A 19328-nucleotide genomic window follows, 5' to 3' on the forward strand; every position below is an offset into this window, starting at 1 on the left:
CCGGGCAGCCCTATGATGGGCTGATATCTTTCGGCTACCCCTATCATGCACGATCTTAGCGACATTGCCAGTTGGCTCAAGCATCACCCCATCTACCACGACTCGGCGGTGCACAGCACGCTGCCCGACCCGACCTTCGTCAGCGAAGGCGAGACGGTGGTTTCGTTCAGCACCAATAACTATCTGGCGCTGGCCAACCATCCACGCCTGGTGGCGGCCGCCAAGCAGGGACTGGACCGCTATGGCGTCGGCAATTGCGAGTCGCGCCTGCTGGGCGGCGACCTGGAGGTTTACCGCGAGCTGGAGCGCCGTCTCGGCGCCCTGAAGCACAAGAGCGACGCGGTGCTGTTCGTCACCGGCTATATGGCCAATATCGGCGTGCTGTCGTCGATCGTCAAGGCGGCCACGCTGGCGCGCCTGCATGGTTTCCGTCAGAGGAAGCGCCACAAGTATGCCTACTACTCGGACGAGTTCAATCACATCTCGATCCGTGAAGGCATCCAGATGTCCGGCGCGCTGCGCTACAACTACCGCCATTGCGATATGAACCACCTGGAGTCGCTGCTGCAGGCCGGCGCCGCCGACGGCACCACGCCGATCATCGTCAGCGACGGCGTATTCAGCATGGAAGGCACGATCGCGCCGCTGCCGGACCTGGTGGCGCTGGCCGAACGTCACGGCGCGCTGCTGTACATCGATGACGCGCACGCCACCGGCATCCTGGGCGCCAACGGCGGCGGCACTTCGGAGCATTTCAACTGCTACAGCAGCAACATCATGCAGATGGGGACCTTGAGCAAGGCGCTCGGCTCGATCGGTGGTTTTGTCGCGGTGGAGAAGGATGTGGCGGACGTGATCCGCCTGACCAGCTCCGCCTACGGCTTCACCTGCCCGCCACCACCGGACCAGGCGGCGGCGCTGCTGGCCGCGCTGGATATCCTGGAAGAAGAGCCGCAGCGCCGCCAGCGCCTGTGGGACAACCAGCGCTATTTCATCGAGCAGATGCAGCCGCTGGGCTATACGATTATTTCCACCGCCACGCCGATCCTGCCGGTGCTGATCGGCGATGCGGAAACCTGCCAGCGCTATGCGATGGCATTGCGCGCCGAAGGCGTGCATGTGGATGCGATCCAGTTTCCGGCCGCGCCGGTGGGACAGGCGCGCTTGCGCTTCATGATGAATGCCGGTCACACCAGGGCGCAGATCGATCATGCGGTCAGCGTGATGGCGCGCCTGGCCGGGCGTGGCGCAAGACTCAACTAACGCTCTGCCCAGCGCTCCTTGATCTCAAGCAGCGCGGGCATCTGTTTCAGGAAGATGTCGACCAGGCGGCCTTCGAAGTGCTTGTCGCGCTGCGCCAGCATGTGTTCCACCGCCTGCTCCACCGGCCACGCTTCCTTGTAGGGCCGCGCCGAGGTCAGCGCGTCGAACACGTCGGCAATCGCGATGATGCGGCCGACCAGCGGAATCTCATCGCCTTGCAGGCCGTTCGGATAGCCGCTGCCATCCCACTTCTCGTGGTGGGTCATGGCGACATCGTAGGCCATCGCCATCATGCCGTGCGGATGCTTGCCGATGATGTCGCCGCCGATCAGCGCGTGTGTCTGCATGATCTTCCATTCGTCCGCATCCAGCGGGCCGGGCTTGCGCAGAATGCTGTCGGGGATGCCGATCTTGCCGACGTCGTGCATCGGTGCGGCGTGCAGCAGGTCTTCCGCCTCCGCCTCGGTCATGCCGATCGCCAGGCCCAGCACCTGCGCATAGTGGCTCATGCGGATCACGTGCAGGCCGGTTTCGTTATCCTTGTATTCGGCCGCCAGGCCGAGCCGCTGGACGATTTCCAGCCGGGTCTTTTTCAACTCATCCACGCCGACCAGCGACAGGTGGTTGCGCACGCGTGCACGCACGATCGGCGGGCTGACCGGCTTGGTGATGTAATCAACCGCGCCGGCCTCAAAGCCGATCACCTCGTCGTCGGCGTCACTTAACGCGGTGACGAAGATGACCGGAATCGCGGTGGTGACCGGATCGGACTTCAACAGCCGGCAGGTTTCGTAGCCGGTCATGCCCGGCATCATCACGTCCAGCAGGATCAGCTGCGGCTGTTCGGAACGCGCCAGCTCCAGCGCGCGCGGGCCGTCCTTGGCGAACAGCAGCCGGTAGTGGTCTTGCAGAATATGGCGCAGCAGTTGCAGGTTGCTGGCTTCGTCGTCCACCACAAGAATCTGTGGCTGGTGCGGTTGGTGCGTGGTTCTCATTGGATCTCCGTGGACAGGCTGGCCTGTAATGCTTGCAGAGCAGCGTGGGCCTGCGGGAAGTCGAAATCGTTCAGTGCGTCGAGCACAGCGTTCAGTTGCTGCGCCAGTGCGGATGGGGCGCCCGTGAGGGCGGCTTGCAATGCGCTCAGGGCGGCGTCGTTGAGGGCGCCCTTTTGCAGCGATGGTAACAGAGCGGCGGCTTTCTGGCGCGCGATGGCCAGGTCGAATACGGCGGCCGGTGGCGGGGCTTCCAGCCGCGAGCCGCGCGGCGGCGCCAGCGCATGGATGGCGCTCAGCGCTGCGTCCAGTTGTGCCGCCAGCGTGCGCTGTGATTGCGCCAGTTCGGTTTGCAGCATGCCTTCACCGCCGCGCTGCGGCGAGCCGCACAGCTTCTCCAGCTGCGCCAGCGTGGCGGCCATCTGTTCCAGGCCGATATTGGCGGCCACGCCGCGCACCTTGTGGCACCAGGCTTGCGCTTCGGCCAGCCGCAGTTCGCTGGTGTCGCTTAGCAGCTTGGCCAGCGCGGCGGCGGCGGTGCTGTAGTCCGCGACAAAGCGGTGCAGCGCCTGATGGTAGGCGCTTTCGTCGTCGGCCCAGCGCGACAGGCCGGCTTTGTTGTTCAGTACCCGCTGGCGCGGCGCTTCGGATGGCGGCGGCGCCGATGGCACCGGCGCCAGCTTGAGTACTTTGGCGATTTCGTGCGATAGCGCATGCCAGTCGACCGGCTTGGAGGCGAAGCCGTTCATGCCCGCCGCCGCCGCCGCTTCACGGTGCGCGGCCAGCACGCTGGCGGTCATCGCCACGATGGGCTGGGCCGCCGCGCCGTGCTGCTGTTCGCGGGCGCGGATGGCGCGGGTGGCGGCCAGGCCATCCATCAGCGGCATCTGCATGTCCATCAGCACCACGTCGTAGCGCTGCGCGGCGGTCATTTCGACCGCCTGCACGCCATCGTGCGCCACCGCCAGCGTGTGGCCGCGCTTGGCCAGCAGCAGCGATAGCAGCTCCAGGTTTTGCGGCACGTCGTCCGCCGCCAGGATGTGCAGCGGCGGCAGCGGATAGTCGAAGCGCTCGCTGCTCTGCTGCTGGCCGTTGCGTGCCGGTTCCAGCGGCAGCAGCACATGGAAGGTAGTGCCCACGCCTTGTGTGCTCTCGGCCCAGATCTTGCCGCCCATGAGGCTGACCAGCTGGCGGCTGATGGTGGTGCCCAGGCCGGTGCCGCCGAAGCGGCGCGTCATCGAGGCGTCGGCCTGGGTGAACGGATCGAAGATGGCGTTGATGCGTTCCGGCGCGATGCCGATGCCGGTGTCCTGCACGGCGATGTGCAACTGGCCCTGCTGTTCGCCGGCGCTCAGACTGACTTTGCCGGCGGCGGTGAACTTGATGGCGTTGTCCAGCAGGTTGCCGAGGATTTGCCGCATGCGCAATTCGTCGCCGTGCAGCCAGGCCGGCAGTGTTGTGTCGTAGTGGATGTCGATCACCAGCCCTTTGCTGCGGGCGTTGCTGCCGAAGGTGGAGGCCAGTTCGTCGATCAGGCCAAGCAGCGTGTAGTCGTCCGGCTCCAGCTCCACTGCGCCTTTATCCAGCTTGGCGGTATCGAGGATTTCGTTCAAGAGGCGCAGCAGCGAGCGGCCTTCCTTGCGCACCGTGTCCAGGTGGCGCTGTTGTTCGCTGTTTAACTCGGTATCCAGCAGCACGTCGGTGAAGCCGAGGATGGCGTTCATCGGCGTACGGATTTCGTGGCTCATATTGGCGACAAAGCTGGCGCGCGCAGCGGCCGCCTGCTCGGCGGTTTCCTTGGCCTGGCGCAGCTGCTGCTCCATCTCGCGCCGTTCGCTGATGTCGAGGATTACGCCGTCGATCCAGCGGATGTCCGGATTGCTTTCGTCCTGCGTCACCGCGCCATGCTCCCACATGAAGCGGCGGCTGCCGTCGGCGTGGATGAGGCAGTACTCGACCTGGTAGGCGGTCAGCGCCTCGATGCTGCGGGCGATGTCGGCCGCCACGCGTTCGCGGTCCTCCTCGCAGATCAGCGAGCCGATGGTGCGGGTGCGGCCGGCGCCGACGAAGTCGCTGGCCGGATAGCCGGCCAGCCGCTCGATGTTATCGCTGACGAAGAGCGGCGGCGCATCGAACGCCATGCTGCTGCGGAAGGAGATGCCGGGGATGTTGCCGATCAGCGAGCGGAATTGCTGTTCGCTGTCGCGCAGCGCCTGCATGATGGCGCGGCGTTCGGTGATGTCGGTAATGAACAGCACAAACAGGTCGCGCTGCGCCATGCGCGCGTGGCCCAGCGCGCGGCGGATCGGTACCTGGCTGCCATCCTTGCGCAGCGCCAGCACTTCGCTGCCCTTGCCGTAATGCGCATCGACGCCGGTCAACAGGTAATGCAGCAGGCCGTCGTGCTCGGAGCGCTCGGTGTCGGCCATCAGCACGCGGATATTCTTGCCGAGGATTTCATCGCGCTGCCAGCCGAAGATGCGTTCGGCCGAGGCGTTGAACTCGTGGATCACGCCGGCGCGGTCGATGGTGATCACGCCGTCGACGGTGGTGGTCAGCAGCGCGCGCATCCAGGCCTGGCTTTCGGCCTGCTGGCGGTACAGCTCGCGGTAGCGCAGCATGCCGTTGGCGGCCATGACGAAGGCAGTCACCGCCACCGTGATGACGGCGATCGCCAGCGCGAGGAACAGCGAGTTCTGCTCCGGCGATGCATCCACCGGCATGACGCCGACAAAGCGCGCCGCCGCCATGCCGGTGTAGTGCATGCCGGCGATGGCGCAGCCCATGACGATGGCGCTGACACTGGCCATGGCGGCGCGCGGCAGGCGCAGCAGGCGCAGGCCGAAGCGTATCCACAGCGCCAGCGTGGCCAATACCACCGCCACCACAATCGACAGGCCGAACATGAAGGGATCGTAGTACAGGCTGAGCGCCGTCTGCATGGCGGCCATGCCGGTGTAGTGCATGGCGCCGATACCGGCGCCGACCAGCACGCCGCCGCTGATCAGCGAGATGGCGCTGAGTCGCCGCATGCTGATGATGTACAGCGCTACCCACGATGCCGCAAGGCTGGGCAGCACCGACAGCAGCGTCAGGACGTGGTCGTAGTCGGTGTCGATGCACAGGTCGAAGGCCAGCATGCCGATGAAGTGCATGGCCCACACGCCGCAGCCCAGCGCCAGGCTGCCGGTGGCCAGCATGGCTGCGCGCAGCGCGCGCGTGCCGGCCAGGCGTGCTTGCCCCGCGACTTGCAATCCCATCCACGATGAGAATATGGCAACGAGAATCGAGAGAATAACCAGCAACGGCGAGTAAGTGCCGTAGTGGAGCAGGGACGGCGTGTCCGGCGCGGTAAAAAATTCCATCATGGTGATGGAACCTTAACACATAAAAAAACCGCCCGGAGGCGGTTTTTATGGTCAGGATTTGGCGAAGGCCAGGAAGTCGTTGTTGAACTTCTCTTTGTGGGTGTCGGTCAGGCCGTGCGGCGCGCCTGGGTAGACGATCAGTTTCGCCCCTTTGACGATCTTGGCCGAGGCGATGCCGGCGGCGTTGATCGGCACGATCTGGTCGTCGTCACCGTGGATGATCAGGGTAGGCTTGTCGAATTTTTTCAGGTCGTCGCGGAAGTCGGTTTCCGAAAATGCCTTGATCGAATCGTAGGTGTTTTTGAAGCCGCCTTGCATGCCCTGCGCGTACCATGCCTGGATGATGCCTTGCGATGGCTTGGCGCCGGGACGGTTGTAGTTGTAGAACGGGCCCGAGGCGATGTCCAGATACAGCTGGCCGCGATCCTTGACCTGGCCGGCGCGGATGCCGTCGAATACTTCCAGCGGCAGACCGCCTGGATTGGTGTCGGTTTTCAGCATCAGCGGTGGCACGGCCGAGATCAGGCCCAGCTTGGCGATGCGCTTGGTGCCGTGACGGCCTACATAGCGCGCCACTTCGCCGCCGCCGGTCGAGAAGCCGGCCAGGATGATGTTTTTCAGGTCCAGCGCTTCGATCAGCTGCGCCAGGTCGTCGGCGTAGTGGTCCATATCGTTGCCATCCCAGGGCTGGCTCGAACGGCCATGGCCACGGCGGTCATGGGTAATCACGCGGAAGCCGTTATTGGCCAGGAAGAAGGCTGCCGACTCCCAGCTGTCCGCATTCAGCGGCCAGCCGTGGCTCAGGATCACCGGCTGACCGCCGCGTGGGCCCCAGTCCTTGTAGTAGATCTCGACGCCGTCACGGGTGGTGATGGTGCTGGCGGTCTTGGTCACTTTGCCTGCTGGCGCGGCGGCGGCTTCGGTGCTGGCCACCACCATGGCGGCGGCTGCTGCTGCGACCGCGCTGCCAACCATGGCGTTGCGGCGGGATGGATTGATCTGTTCGGACATGCTGTTTCCCCTCAGAGGTGTTGTTTAAAAAAGTTGTCGGTGCGCGCGTTGGCTAGCGTAGCCGCAGCGCTGTCGTAATGGTTGCCGCCGGGCCGCGCGAAGGCGTGGTTGCAGCCAGGGTAGCTGTGCAGCGTGATGTGCGGGTTGGCGCTGAAGGCGGCGCTGATGGTCGCTTGCGCTTGCTTGCCGATGTATTCATCTTCCTCGGCCAGGTGGTATAGCAGCGGCCTGGCGACTTTGCCTGCTTCATCCGCGTATTTTTCGGTGCCGCCGCCGTAGTAGGCGACGAAGGCGTCGGCGTGGGCACGGGCGGCGCTCAGGTAGGTCATCAGGCCGCCGAGGCAGTAGCCGGTGACGCCGACCTTGCCGGAGGCGCCGGACAGTGTGCGCGCCGCAGCCACCACGGCGGCGATGTCGGCGACGCCGCCGTCAAAGTTGTAGGCGCTGTACAGCGCGAAGCCGCGCGCCCAGTCGCCCGGCTGGTCTTCCGACAGGTACAGGCCCGGATCGGCGCGCCAGAACAAGTCCGGCGCGAGCGCGATATAGCCTTTGGCCGCATAGGCGTCGGCGATGCTGCGGATGCCGGCGTTGACGCCGAAGATCTCCTGCAGCACGATGATTACCGGCGCGCTGGCAGGCTCGGACGGACGCGCCACGTAGCAGTTGAAATTGCCGTCGGCGACCGTGATGGTAAGCGTTTCTGACATGGCGTCCTCCTTGATTGGAGTCGCCATCATAGGCAGGAAAAAGCCCCGTGAGAACGGACAAAGCTGCAAAGCCGCCTTGCAATTTTGCATATACCACGGGGTAGGTATCGTTCAGTTCCCCGGAAGAGGTAGTATTGCTTAAAAGATAAATTTGTTTGATACTTGCATGGCTGGCCCGCGTGTCGCCGGGTCTCACTACGGAACATATTGAAAACAATGGCTTTCCTGACCAAAAAGAAGATCGCGCTGGCCATCGGCCTGCTGGTAATCGGTGGCGTTGCAGCGTCCTACTATTCCAAAAGCAAGACCCCTGTCGTGGAAGCGCCACGTTTCCGCACGGCGGCAGTGGATACCGGCAATATCACGCAGACGGTGACTGCCACCGGCACCATCAATCCGGTGGCGCTGATCAATATCGGCTCACAGGTATCGGGCACGGTGAGCGAGCTGAAAGCGGACTTCAACGACCATGTGAGCAAGGGCCAGGTGCTGCTGAAACTCGACCCGACCATCTTCAATGCGCAGATCCGCCAGGCCGATGCGCAATTGTCGTCGGCCAAAGCATCGCTGCGGCTGGCGCAGGCCACCTACCAGCGCAACCAGTCGCTGCTGGCGCAGAATTATCTGTCGCCGCTGGCGCTGGACCAGTCCAAGCGCGAAGTCGATGTGGCACAGGCGAATATCCAGCTGGCGCAGGCGCAGCTGGCGCGTGCCCAGGCCGACTTTGACAACTCGGTGATCCGTTCGCCGATCGACGGCGTGATCATCAAGCGTACGGTTGATCTGGGTCAGACGGTGGCGGCGTCGTTCACCACGCCGCAGCTGTTCCAGATCGCGCGCGACCTGACCAAGATGCAGATCGACACCAGCGTGTCGGAGGCGGATGTCGGTTCGCTGAAGGAAGGGCAGGAGGCGCGCTTTGTGGTCGATGCCTATCCGGACAAGGAATTCAATGCGCGCATGCGCCAGTTCCGCCTGGCCGCCAACGTGGTGCAGAACGTGGTGACGTATAACGTGGTGCTGGACGTGGACAACAAGGACGAGCTGCTCAAGCCAGGCATGACGGCGCAGGTGCGCCTGCTGGTTGGCAATCGCCAGAATGTGCTGCGGGTGCCGACCGCCGCGCTGCGCTTCCGTCTCAGCGACGAGGAAATCGAGAAGCAGAAGAAGCAGGCCGCTGCCGGCAAGAGCGCGTCGGCCAGCGCGAGCGCCACCGCCACCGCCGCCACCGAAGCGCCGGCCGATGATGATGCGTCGTTCCGCAGCAAGGCCGACCTGGCGCGCAGCTTCCGCATTTACACGCTGGACGCCAAGAACCAGCCCAAGGCCACCGACGTGAAGATCGGCCTGTCCAACTTCCGTTACACCGAAGTGGTAGGCGGCGAATTGAAGAAGGGCGATCAGGTGATCACGCGCGCCATCGTCAGCGGCCAAGAAGGTGGCATGTGAGTGGGCATACCAACGAGCTGCTGATCGACATCCGCCAGGTCACCAAGAGCTACTTTTCCGGCAGCGTGGAGACGCAGGTGCTGCATGGCATCGACCTGGCTGTGCCGCGCGGCGATTTCCTGGCGGTGATGGGACAGTCCGGTTCGGGCAAGTCGACGCTGATGAACATCTTCGGCTGTCTCGATCAGGCTACCGGCGGCAGCTATTACCTTAACGGCACCGACACGCTGACGCTGTCGCGCAGCCAGCTGGCGACTATCCGCAATCGCACCATCGGCTTTGTGTTCCAGAGCTTTAACCTGATCAAGCGCATGAGCGTGGCGGAGAATGTGGCGCTGCCGCTGATCTATGCCGGCGTGTCGCGCGCCAAGGCGCACGCCAAGGCGCTGATCGAACTGGAACGGGTAGGACTGAAGGAGATGGCCAAGCGCACGCCGAACCAGCTGTCCGGCGGCCAGCAGCAGCGGGTGGCGATCGCCCGCGCGCTGGTCGGCGATCCGCCGCTGGTGCTGGCCGACGAACCGACCGGCAACCTGGATACGCAGACCAGCATCGAGATCATGCGCTCCTTCCAGCAGCTGAACCAGGAACGCGGCATCACCATTCTGCTGGTGACGCACGAGCCGGACATCGCCGCCTACAGCAAGCGCCTGATGCGCCTCAAGGACGGCCGGGTGCTGTACGACGGCCCATCCGCCGAAGGCTTGCGCCAGCTGGCGCTGAGCCACGAACCCATTACCGTATAAATCATATGAACCTTTTACAGATCGTGATCGAGGCGTTTCGCTCGATGCTGGCGAACCGCCTGCGCACGCTGCTGACCATGCTGGGTATCATCATCGGCATCACTTCGGTGGTGCTGCTGCTGGCGGTGGGCGACAGCATGAAGCGCTTCATCGGCAAGGAGCTGGAGCAGCTGGGCACCAATATGCTGTTCATCTCGCCCGGCGGCGACCGTGCGCAGCAGCAGCGCATGCGCAGCGGCGCGCAGCCGGCCATGACCATCCGCGATGCGGAGGCGCTGAACCAGCTGCCGTCGCTGGCCGGTGCGGCACCGGTGTTGCAGGGTGCTTTCAATCTTTCGGTCGGCAACGAGAACGCATCCAAAACCGTGCATGGCGTATCGCCGTCGATGTTCAAGATACGCGGCTGGAAGATCGACAAGGGCAGCGCGTTCAGCGACGCCGACATGCGTTCCTCGGCGCGGATGGTGGTCATCGGCCGCAAGATCGCCGACCAGTTCTTCTACAAGCAGGACCCGCTGGGCAAATATATCCGCATCGAGAACGTGTCGTTCCAGGTGATCGGTGTGCTGTACGGCGAGGGCAAGCAGGTGGACGGCGGCGACTTGAGCGAGTACGTGATCGTGCCGATTACCGCAGCCGCCGCCAACCTGGTGAAAATGCCTTTCCCCGGCAATGTGCACTACGTGGTGGCGCAGGGTAAATCGGGCGGCAATTTGCAGGATGCGATACTCGATATTGGCGAAACGCTGCGCGACCGCCACCACATCAAGATCGACCAGCCGGACGATTTCCGCATCGATAACCTGGCCTCGTTTGCCGAGACGGCGCAGAAGATCAGCGCAGGCATCGCGGCGCTGCTAGCGCTGATCGGCGCGATTTCGCTGGTGGTGGGCGGCATCGGCATCATGAACATCATGCTGGTGTCGGTGACCGAGCGTACCCGCGAAATCGGCATCCGCATGGCGATCGGCGCCAAGCCGCGCGATGTGCTGTTGCAGTTCCTGACCGAGGCGGTGGTGATCTGCCTGGTGGGCGGCATCTTTGGCATCGTGCTGGCCAGCCTGGCGGCTGCCGGGATTACCGCCACCGGCAAGTTCGATGTCGACATCACCTTGCAGGCGGTGATAGTGGCGTGTGGCTTTTCCAGCCTGGTGGGGGTGTTCTTCGGCTTCTATCCGGCGCGCCGCGCATCCAAACTGTTGCCAGTTGACTGCTTGCGCTACGAATAATCAGCAAGTTGATTGATTGCTAAATCAGTAATCAAACTTCTTGCTGCGGTTGCTGCCGCCGCCGGTCGCCTTGAAGTAAATCGTGTGTTCTTCGCGTTCCTGGCGCACCTCTTCGCGGCGCTCGCGATTGGCGCGGCGGCGCTCTTCGATGCGTTCGTTATGCTGGTCGATGCGCAGCTGGGTTTTCAGACCTTGGCGGCTGTTTTCCAGCAGCCCCATTTTCTGCCGCATGGCGAACGCCCACAGCAGGAATACCAGCACCAGCGCCAGCAGGTAAGCCGTCTGCCACAGGCCGTAGTTCTGGCTGATGAAGGGAAGGATGGGCGCGGCTTTTTCCAGCCAGCCCTGGCCCAGCACGCCGAGCGCGGCCGCCAGCGCGCCGAGACAGAAAGTCTTGACGATCATCCAGCGGCACGCGCGTATCCGCGAGTTCCAAAAACTGTGCGGATCATCGTGCAGCTGATCGAGATAGGGAGTGTGGTCGTGTAGGGTGGTCATAGCGACAATTGTTTAGGGCGCCAGTATTACGGCAGGAATTATCGCATATTTTCCACGCGGAAATTGTGGGGATATTGATCTATCTCATGCCTTTGCTTAGCATGGCGCATGGTCAAATCTTTTCTCTTGGCGGCCCTGCTGGCCGTGTCCCTCCACGCTGATGCCGCGCCGCAGATCTCGGTGGTGGGCGATGGCTGGGCAAATAATTCTGTCAATGCGGTGGTGTTCCGCAAGAATTCGCTGGTGACGCAGGGAGACACGCAGTATGTCGCCTACTACGACGCCGAGCGCTACCTGGTGCTGGGCAAGCGCAAGCTGGGCAGCACGCAATGGACCACCCGGCGCAGCGCCTGGCAGGGCAACGCAGCCGACGCGCACAACGCCATCAGCATCATGGCCGATGGCGCCGGCTATCTGCATGTGGCGTGGGACCATCACAACAATCCGCTGCGCTATGCGCGCAGCGTGGCGCCCGGCTCGCTGGAGCTGGGCCCGAAGCTGGCGATGGTGGGGGCGCAGGAGGACGAGCTGTCGTACCCGGAATTTCATCGCCTGCCGAATGGCAATCTGCTGTTCTTCTACCGTCTGGGCGGCTCCGGCCGTGGCGATTTGATCATCAACCGCTACGACACCGCCAGCCAGCGCTGGACGCGGCTGCACAGCAATCTGATCACCGGCGAGGGCCAGCGCAACGCTTACTGGCAGGCCTTCCTCGATCAGCATGGCACGCTGCACCTGTCGTGGGTGTGGCGCGAGTCGCCGGACGTGGCGAGCAACCACGATATGGCCTATGCGCGCTCGTGCGACGGCGGCGTGACGTGGGAGCGCTCGGACGGCACGCCTTACACGCTGCCGATCAGCGCTGCCAGCGCCGAATACGCGCTGCGCATTCCGCAGAATAGCGAGTTGATCAACCAGACCTCGATGGCGGCTGACCAGCAGGGCCGCCCCTATATCGCCAGCTACTGGCGCGATGCCGGTTCCAGCGTCCCGCAGTACCACGTCATCTATCACACCGGCGCTGCGTGGCAGGTGCGCGCGCTGGACTTCCGCAAGACGCCGTTCTCGCTCAGCGGCCAGGGCACCAAGCGGATTCCGATTGCGCGGCCGCAGATCATGGTCGGCGCATCCGGCGCGCTGCTGGTGTTCCGCGACGAGGAGCGCGGCAGCAAGGTGTCGGTGGCCAGCACCGCCGACATCGCGAACGGCGCGTGGCGCGTGCAGGATCTGACAACGACCACCGTCGGCGCCTGGGAGCCGAGCTTCGACACCGAACTGTGGCGGCGCAACGGCACCTTGAGCCTGTTTGTGCAGAATGTGCAACAGGTTGATGGAGAGGGGCAAGCCAGTGTCGCGCCGCAGCCAGTACAAGTTCTGGACTGGAAACCTTAGAACTTCTACCATAGGCTCTTTCCACCTTGAGAGATGCCATGAAATCCAAGCTTGCCCTGTTTGCGCTGCTGGCCGCCAGCGCTGTCACCCACGCGCAGGACGCCGACAAGGCGCCCGCCCTCAGCAAGGAGCGCGCCGCCGAGCTACAAGCCAGCGAGCGTGTGCTGAAAGCAGATTCACATGTCAGCAAAACCGGGCAGGTGACCATCAAGGGCAAGGTTGTGCCGTACAAGGTGACCGCCGGCACGCAGCCGGTGTGGGACAAGGATGGCAAGGTGACGGCGTCGCTGTTTTATACCTACTACCAGCGCACCGATGTCAGCGACAAGAGCAAGCGCCCGCTGGTGCTGTCGTTTAACGGCGGCCCCGGTTCGGCGTCGGTGTGGATGCACATTGCCTACACCGGGCCGAAAGTCCTGAACCTGGATGCGGAAGGCTATCCGGTGCAGCCGTATGGCGTGAAGGACAATCCGCATTCGATCCTCGACGTGGCGGACATCATCTACATCGATCCGGTCAACACTGGCTTCTCGCGCATCCTCGACGGCAAGGCCGACCGCGCGCGCTTCTTTGGCGTGAACGCCGACATCCAGTATCTGGCGGAGTGGGTCAGCACCTTTGTCTCGCGCGAAGGCCGCTGGACTTCGCCGAAATACCTGATCGGCGAAAGCTACGGCACCACCCGTGTGGCCGGCCTGGCGCTGGAGCTGCAAAACGCGCAGTGGATGTATCTGAACGGCGTGGTGCTGGTGTCGCCGACCGAGCTGGGACTGAAGCGCGACGGCGTGGTGGATGACGCGCTGAAAGTGCCTTACTACGCGGCTACCGCCTGGTATCAGAAAGCGCTGCCGGCCGATCTGCAGGCGCGCGACCTGAAGGATTTGCTGCCCGAAGTGGAGGCCTTCACCACCGACGAATTGCTGCCGGCGCTGGCCAAGGGCGGCTTCCTCGAAGCGCAGAAGCGTGCCCAGATCGCGGCCAGGATCGCCCGTTATTCCGGCCTGTCGCCTGAATACGTGTTGCAGAATAATCTGTCGGTGCAGCCGCAGCAGTTCTGGAAAGAGCTGCTGCGCAAGCAGGGCAAAACGGTCGGCCGGCTGGACTCGCGCTACCTTGGCATCGACAAGATTGAGTCGGGCGACAAAGTCGATTACAACGCTGAGCTGACTTCGTGGCTGCATTCGTTCACGCCGGCCATCAACCAGTACCTGCGCAATGACCTGGGCTATAAGACCGATATCAAGTACAACCTGTTCGGCGATGTCCATCCGTGGGACTTCAAGAACGAGAACACCGGCGAGAACCTGCGGCTGGCGATGGCCGCCAATCCTTACCTGAAGGTGATGATACAGTCGGGCTACTACGACGGCGCCTGCACCTACTTCGACGCCAAGTACACCATGTGGCAGCTGGACCCGAGCGGCAAGATGAAGGATAGGCTGCGCTTCGAAGGCTACCGCAGCGGCCATATGATGTATCTGCGTTCGGAGGATCTGGCTACCTCAAATGAGGATCTGCGCGACTTCATCCGTTCGGCCACGCCTGCGCCTAACGCACCGGCCAAATACTGATCCGCTTTTCCGCCGGCGGCGAGCGCCTCGCAGCCGCCGGCGTACCAATCTCACCACAGCTGTTTTTTTCCTCAAAAAAAGCTGTTTTCCCTCTGAGAATGCGCTACCCGCGATAGCACTTTATTATCAAATGGTAGCGTATAACATTTTCAAAATTATTTTGGTTGACAATAACTTTTAAAAACTTTTACACTCAAATGATCGCGCAACCATTCTAGCAAACAGTTGCGAGGTTTATAACAATAACCACGGTGATTTTCCCGAAGGAGACTGAGAATGTTAGTTAAACAACAGAAATCCCGGCATGCTGGCCGGAAAATGGCGTTCGGCCTGACCGTTATGGCGGGCTTGATTGCGCAATCATACGCACAAGAAACCACTCCTGCCGCAGCCCCTGCGGCCCAGGACGACAGCGCCGGCATGACCGTCGTGAAGGTCAGCGGCTACCGCAACTCGCTGCTGTCGTCCGCCAAGGACAAAAAAGAATCCGTCGGTTTCCAGGATTCGATCAACGCCGAAGACATCGGTAAGTTCCCGGACAAGAACATCGCTGAATCGCTGAGCCGCATTCCTGGCGTGGGCGTATCGCGTGACATCACCGGCGAAGGCGCCACCATCCAGATCCGTGGTCTGGGTTCGAGCTTCACCAAGATTCTGCTGAACGGTGCGCCAGTGGCCGTGGCTTCGTCGGGTCCGATCGACGGCGCCAACACCAACCGCGAGGTCGATCTGGACCTGCTGCCAACCGACCTGTTCACCAAGCTGACCGTCAGCAAGAGCCCGACCGCCGACATGATCGAAGGGGGCGCTGCTGGCGTGGTCAATCTGCGCAGCGCCCGTCCGTTCGACAAGGAAGGCAAATACGTCTCGGCCAGCTACACCGCCACCAAACAGCAGATCGCTGACAAGGTCGGCGGCCGCGGTTCGATCATCGCCAGCCAGACCTTCGGCAACTGGGGCATTCTGGGCGGTATCGCCCTGTCGCGCCAGCAAATCCACACCACCGGCTGGGAAACCGTCGGCTACACCAACGCCAATCTGTCGGCAACGCAGAATACCGGTCCTGGCCGCAACAGCACCGGCGGCGGCAACTGGACCATTCCTGCCACCGTGCCAGTTGGCGCAGGCAACGGCCTGGTCACCGGCCAGGTCATCGACCAGGCCTGGCTGCTGGCGCATAACCCTGGCCTGACCATCGATCAGATCAACAAGGGCATCGTGCCACGCCTGGGCCGTACCATGGATTACTTCGGCACCAAGGACAAAGGTTCGGCGATCTTCAGCGCCGAGTACCGCCCGTCGGAAACGCTGCACTTCTACCTGGACACCATGTACAGCAAGCGCGACGACAACATGACCCGTATGGACTACGACTGGTCGGTGCGTAACGGCGGCATGATCCCGCTGAACATGACGGTCGACAAAACCGATTGCGCCAATGGCTGCACGGTCACCGGCGGCACTTTCGCCAACACCCAGAACTTCTTCGAGCACGGCTATCGCCGCGACAAGGTCGACATGACCGGCATCAACCCAGGCATGGAGTGGAAGATCACCCCGACCCTGAAACTGGATGCGCAAGTCAACTACACCAAGAGTAAGTTCAGCCACGAAGCACCAACGGTCTACCTGATCACCGCGCCGAACAGCGGCAATACCGTGACCTACTCGAACAACGGCGGCGGCATTCCGTCGATCGTCTCCAGTACCGATCTGAACAACCCTGCCAGCTATGTGTGGAACACCGGCCGTGTCAACATCCAGAACGAGTTCCGCGACACCAAGACCAAGGGCTTCCACAGCGACCTGACCTGGGGTGACGACAAGTTCAACCTGAAGGGCGGCGTTGCTTACGATGACATCACCCGCACCATTCGCGCTTCCGACAACTCGGCCGCATGGCAGGCTGCGGTGTGCGGCAACAATCCTAGCGTGTTCCTGCAAGGTCCGAACGGCGCGCCAGCCTGTAACGGCGCATCGACCCCTGGCGCCAGCGCTGCTGCGCTGTACCCAGGCTACGGCACCGGCTATACCGCTGGTGCGACCACGCCGCTGACCTATGGTGGTTCGCTGATTCCGCAAAGCGCGCTGGCCAGCTACATCGTGCCTGGCCCGTACGGCAAAGTGATGGTCGACTGGGACCGCTTCGCCAAGGATTCGAACTACCAGCAGTACTACAACAACGCCCCAGCTAGCGGCGCATCGTCGACCGGTGCCAGCTCAGGCTTCATCGGTGAGAAAACCACCGGCCTGTATTTTGAAGCCAACGGCAAGACCGAACTGGCCGGCTTCCCGACCCGCTATAACGCAGGCGTACGCTATGTCCGCACCAAGCAGTCGGTGGGTTCGCTGAACTCGATCGCCGATCCACGCAACGCCACGCTGACGCTGAACGGCAGCAAGTATCCGAACATCGATCAGTGGGTGTATCAGGAAACCACCTACAACAACACGCTGCCATCGGGCACCATCGCCATCAGCCTGCGTGAGAACCTGGTGGCGCGTGCCGCACTGTCGCGCAGCATGACCCGCGCTGACCCTAATGCGCTGCGTCCTGGCGTGAACTTCTCGTCGGTGTCGGCGGACGTGGGTTCGGTTGGCAATCCAGCCCTGAAGCCCTACCTGTCGGACAATATCGACCTGGGCATCGACTGGTACACCGGCCGCGAAGGCTATGTCAGCCTGACCGTGTTCCAGAAGAACGTCGAAGGCTTCACCATCAATGAGAATGTCACCGCGCCATTCAGCTCGCTGGCAGCGTACGGCATCAACTACGGCACGCTGACCCCGAATCAGCAGACCGCGATCAACTCGCGTGGCGGTCCTGACGCGGCCACCGTGGTGCTGACCCGTGCCCGCAACGCCGATGGCGACCTGCGTATCCGTGGCCTGGAACTGGGCTGGGTGCAGCCGCTGGATAAACTGCTGCCGATCCGTGGCTTCGGCATCAGCGAAACCGCGACCTTCATCAACCAGCGCGCCAGCGGCGAAGGCTCGGCCGGCTTCGTGGCCCTGGGCGTGCCTAAGCGTACCAACAACTTCTCGGTCTACTACGAGAACCATGGCTACATGGCACGTCTGGCACACACCTTCTCGAAAGGCAGCCAGAACGCCAGCGCCAACCAGAACGGCATCACGCAAGCTGCACTGTTCGGCAACGACTACAAGCAACTGGACTTCTCGTCCAGCATCGACCTGGCAGAAGTGTTCGACAAGGACAACTGGCCTACGCTCAACTTCGATGTTGTCAACCTGAACAACAACTCGCGTAGCGGCTACTTCCAGTTCGCCAATGCGCCGTTCACGCAGTATTCGCCTGGCCGTACCTACTCGCTGGGCCTGCGCGCCAAGTTCTAAGTCGTCTGGCCCCCCGTCTCCCTGCGGGGCCTTTTCTGCCCGCCCCTTTATGGGGCGGTTTTTTTTAGGAGCAGCCATGCATGCACCGAGCCGCAAAGTACGCGCTGCCGCCTGCGCCGTTGCTGTCGCCTTGCTGGGCTGGGCGGCCATCAGCAGCGCCAGTGCCGCCACGCCGCCGCACCTGCGCAAGCAGGGCAGCGCCACCCAGCTGATCGTCGACGATCAAGCGTTTTTAATCCTGGGCGGGGAGTTGAACAACTCGTCCGCGTCCAATCTTGAATTCCTGAATAGCTTGTGGCCGGTCTTGAAGGCGGCCGAAGTCAATACCGTGCTGGCGCCGGTCGAGTGGGACCAGATCGAGCCGGTGGAAGGGCGCTTCGATTTCAGCGTGCTCGATGGCATGCTGAAACAGGCGCGCGCCAACAACACCAAGCTGGTGCTGCTGTGGTTTGGCGCGTGGAAGAATTCCATGTCGACCTATGTGCCGGCCTGGGTCAAAAAAGACAGCCAGCGCTTCCCGCGCGCGCGTACCCGCGCTGGCGTGGCGCAAGAGATCCTGACGCCGTTCGCGCCAGCCACGCTGGCCGCCGACATCGCCGCCTATCGCGCGCTGATGGCGCACCTGAAGCAGGTGGATACGCAGCACACGGTGCTGATGGTGCAGGTCGAAAATGAGATCGGCATGCTGCCGGAAGTGCGCGACTACAGTGCGGCCGCCAACGCCGCCTGGCGCGAGCCGGTGCCTGCTGCGCTGACCAGCTATCTGGCAGCCAATAAGGCGAGTTTGCAGCCGGCGCTGAAAGCGGCCTGGGAGTCGCGCGGCGCGCGCGCATCCGGTTCGTGGGCCGAAGTGTTTGGCGATACCATCGACACCGAAGAGGTATTCCAGGCCTGGCACTATGCGCGCTTTGTCGAAGCGCTGACCGCCGCCGGCAAGGCCGTGTATCCGCTGCCGATGTATGTGAATGTGGCGCTGCCGCGTCCTGGCAAGCGTCCGGGCGAATATCCGAGCGCCGGTCCGCTGCCGCATCTGTTTGATGTGTGGAAGCCGGGCGCGCCGTCGGTGGATGTGCTGTCTATCGATATCTACTTTCCGAATTTCGCGCACTGGGCCAAGCAGTTCAAGCGCCCGGATAATCCGCTGTTTGTCCCGGAAGGCAATCAGGCCGACCGCACTGACGCCGGCGCCGATGCCTTCTATGCGATTGGCGAGCATGACGCCTTCGGCTTCTCGCCGTTTGCCATCGATGAGGTCAAGGATGGCAGTTATTCGCTGCCGCAGGCTTACCGCGTGCTGAAGCAGATCGCGCCGGTGATCAATCAATACCAGGGCAGCGGCAAGATCCGTGGTTTCAAGGCGCCGATGTCATTTGATGGTGAAGTCGACAGCGCGCCGCAGAAGGTGCAACTGGGCGGCTATACGCTGACGGTCAGCTTTAACGCGCCATGGGAAAAATTGAAGCCTGCCGAGGTGCAGACGCGCGGTGGTCTGGTGATCCAGACCGGCGACGATGAATTCCTGGTGGCAGGCAAGGGCCTGACCTTGGTCTTCGGCGGCAGCGACGGCTCGCTGGCCGGCATCGAAAAGGCGGTCGAAGGCATCTACGAGAAAGGCCGCTGGAAGGAAGGGCGCTGGCTGAATGGCGACCAGACCCACCAGGGCCGCCACATCCATTTGCCTGGCGATGGCTACACCATACAGCGCGTGAAGCTGTACCGCTATCGCTGAAATGAACTGAACTTAT

13 protein-coding genes are annotated in these 19328 nt (G+C 62.8%); 8 read left to right on the forward strand and 5 right to left on the reverse strand.

What is annotated here, in order from left to right; all coding sequences use genetic code 11:
* The first annotated feature begins 45 nt into the window (after window positions 1–45).
* Window positions 46–1263, forward strand: a complete 1218-nt coding sequence (locus tag KW842_RS15715; RefSeq protein WP_218305057.1) for a pyridoxal phosphate-dependent aminotransferase family protein — start codon at window positions 46–48, stop codon at window positions 1261–1263.
* On the opposite strand, the gene KW842_RS15720 is transcribed toward KW842_RS15715, so the two are convergent.
* Genes KW842_RS15720 through KW842_RS15735 form a run of 4 tightly spaced genes read right to left on the reverse strand, consistent with a single transcriptional unit; the run spans window position 1260 to window position 7341 of the window.
* Complete coding sequence (locus tag KW842_RS15720; protein ID WP_218305058.1) at window positions 1260–2258, reverse strand: two-component system response regulator; 999 nt, start codon at window positions 2256–2258, stop codon at window positions 1260–1262. The two genes, KW842_RS15715 and KW842_RS15720, sit on opposite strands and share 4 nt — an antisense overlap.
* The gene (locus tag KW842_RS15725; protein ID WP_218305059.1) at window positions 2255–5623 is read right to left on the reverse strand and encodes an MHYT domain-containing protein; all 3369 of its coding nucleotides are present in this window, start codon (window positions 5621–5623) and stop codon (window positions 2255–2257) included. The genes KW842_RS15720 and KW842_RS15725 overlap by 4 nt, the downstream gene beginning before the upstream one ends.
* Window positions 5624–5674: 51 nt before the next feature.
* Window positions 5675–6634, reverse strand: a complete 960-nt coding sequence (locus KW842_RS15730) for an alpha/beta fold hydrolase (protein ID WP_218305060.1) — start codon at window positions 6632–6634, stop codon at window positions 5675–5677.
* An 11-nt stretch (window positions 6635–6645) separates the two neighbouring features.
* Window positions 6646–7341 (reverse strand): dienelactone hydrolase family protein, encoded by a 696-nt coding sequence (locus tag KW842_RS15735; RefSeq protein ID WP_218305061.1) that lies wholly within the window; start codon window positions 7339–7341, stop codon window positions 6646–6648.
* 216 nt (window positions 7342–7557) lie between these two features.
* Between KW842_RS15735 and KW842_RS15740 the strand changes: the two genes are divergently transcribed.
* Genes KW842_RS15740 through KW842_RS15750 form a run of 3 tightly spaced genes read left to right on the forward strand, consistent with a single transcriptional unit; the run spans window position 7558 to window position 10765 of the window.
* Complete coding sequence (locus KW842_RS15740) at window positions 7558–8790, forward strand: efflux RND transporter periplasmic adaptor subunit (protein ID WP_218305062.1); 1233 nt, start codon at window positions 7558–7560, stop codon at window positions 8788–8790.
* Window positions 8787–9536 (forward strand): ABC transporter ATP-binding protein, encoded by a 750-nt coding sequence (locus KW842_RS15745; RefSeq protein WP_373925192.1) that lies wholly within the window; start codon window positions 8787–8789, stop codon window positions 9534–9536. The genes KW842_RS15740 and KW842_RS15745 overlap by 4 nt, the downstream gene beginning before the upstream one ends.
* Window positions 9537–9541: 5 nt before the next feature.
* Window positions 9542–10765, forward strand: coding sequence for an ABC transporter permease (locus tag KW842_RS15750; RefSeq protein WP_229223724.1), 1224 nt, complete (start codon window positions 9542–9544; stop codon window positions 10763–10765).
* 24 nt (window positions 10766–10789) lie between these two features.
* Here the strand turns inward: KW842_RS15750 and KW842_RS15755 are convergent, their stop codons facing one another.
* Window positions 10790–11263: a hypothetical protein gene (locus KW842_RS15755; protein WP_218305063.1), complete on the reverse strand. Its 474-nt coding sequence runs from the start codon at window positions 11261–11263 to the stop codon at window positions 10790–10792.
* A 108-nt stretch (window positions 11264–11371) separates the two neighbouring features.
* On the opposite strand from KW842_RS15755, the gene KW842_RS15760 reads away from it, so the two are divergent.
* From KW842_RS15760 to KW842_RS15775, 4 genes are all read left to right on the forward strand, one after another.
* On the forward strand, window positions 11372–12655 hold the full coding sequence (locus KW842_RS15760; protein ID WP_218305064.1) for a BNR repeat-containing protein: 1284 nt from the start codon (window positions 11372–11374) through the stop codon (window positions 12653–12655).
* Between the two features lie 38 nt (window positions 12656–12693).
* Window positions 12694–14226 (forward strand): S10 family peptidase, encoded by a 1533-nt coding sequence (locus KW842_RS15765; protein WP_218305065.1) that lies wholly within the window; start codon window positions 12694–12696, stop codon window positions 14224–14226.
* A gap of 276 nt (window positions 14227–14502) precedes the next feature.
* Window positions 14503–17583 carry a TonB-dependent receptor gene (locus KW842_RS15770; protein WP_218305066.1) on the forward strand — a complete coding sequence of 1027 codons (3081 nt, stop codon included), beginning with the start codon at window positions 14503–14505 and terminating at the stop codon, window positions 17581–17583.
* Between the two features lie 76 nt (window positions 17584–17659).
* Window positions 17660–19312 carry a DUF5597 domain-containing protein gene (locus KW842_RS15775; RefSeq protein WP_218305067.1) on the forward strand — a complete coding sequence of 551 codons (1653 nt, stop codon included), beginning with the start codon at window positions 17660–17662 and terminating at the stop codon, window positions 19310–19312.
* Window positions 19313–19328 lie beyond the last annotated feature (16 nt).

The organism is Duganella sp. sic0402 (assembly GCF_019219065.1).
Lineage (GTDB): Bacteria > Pseudomonadota > Gammaproteobacteria > Burkholderiales > Burkholderiaceae_D > Rugamonas.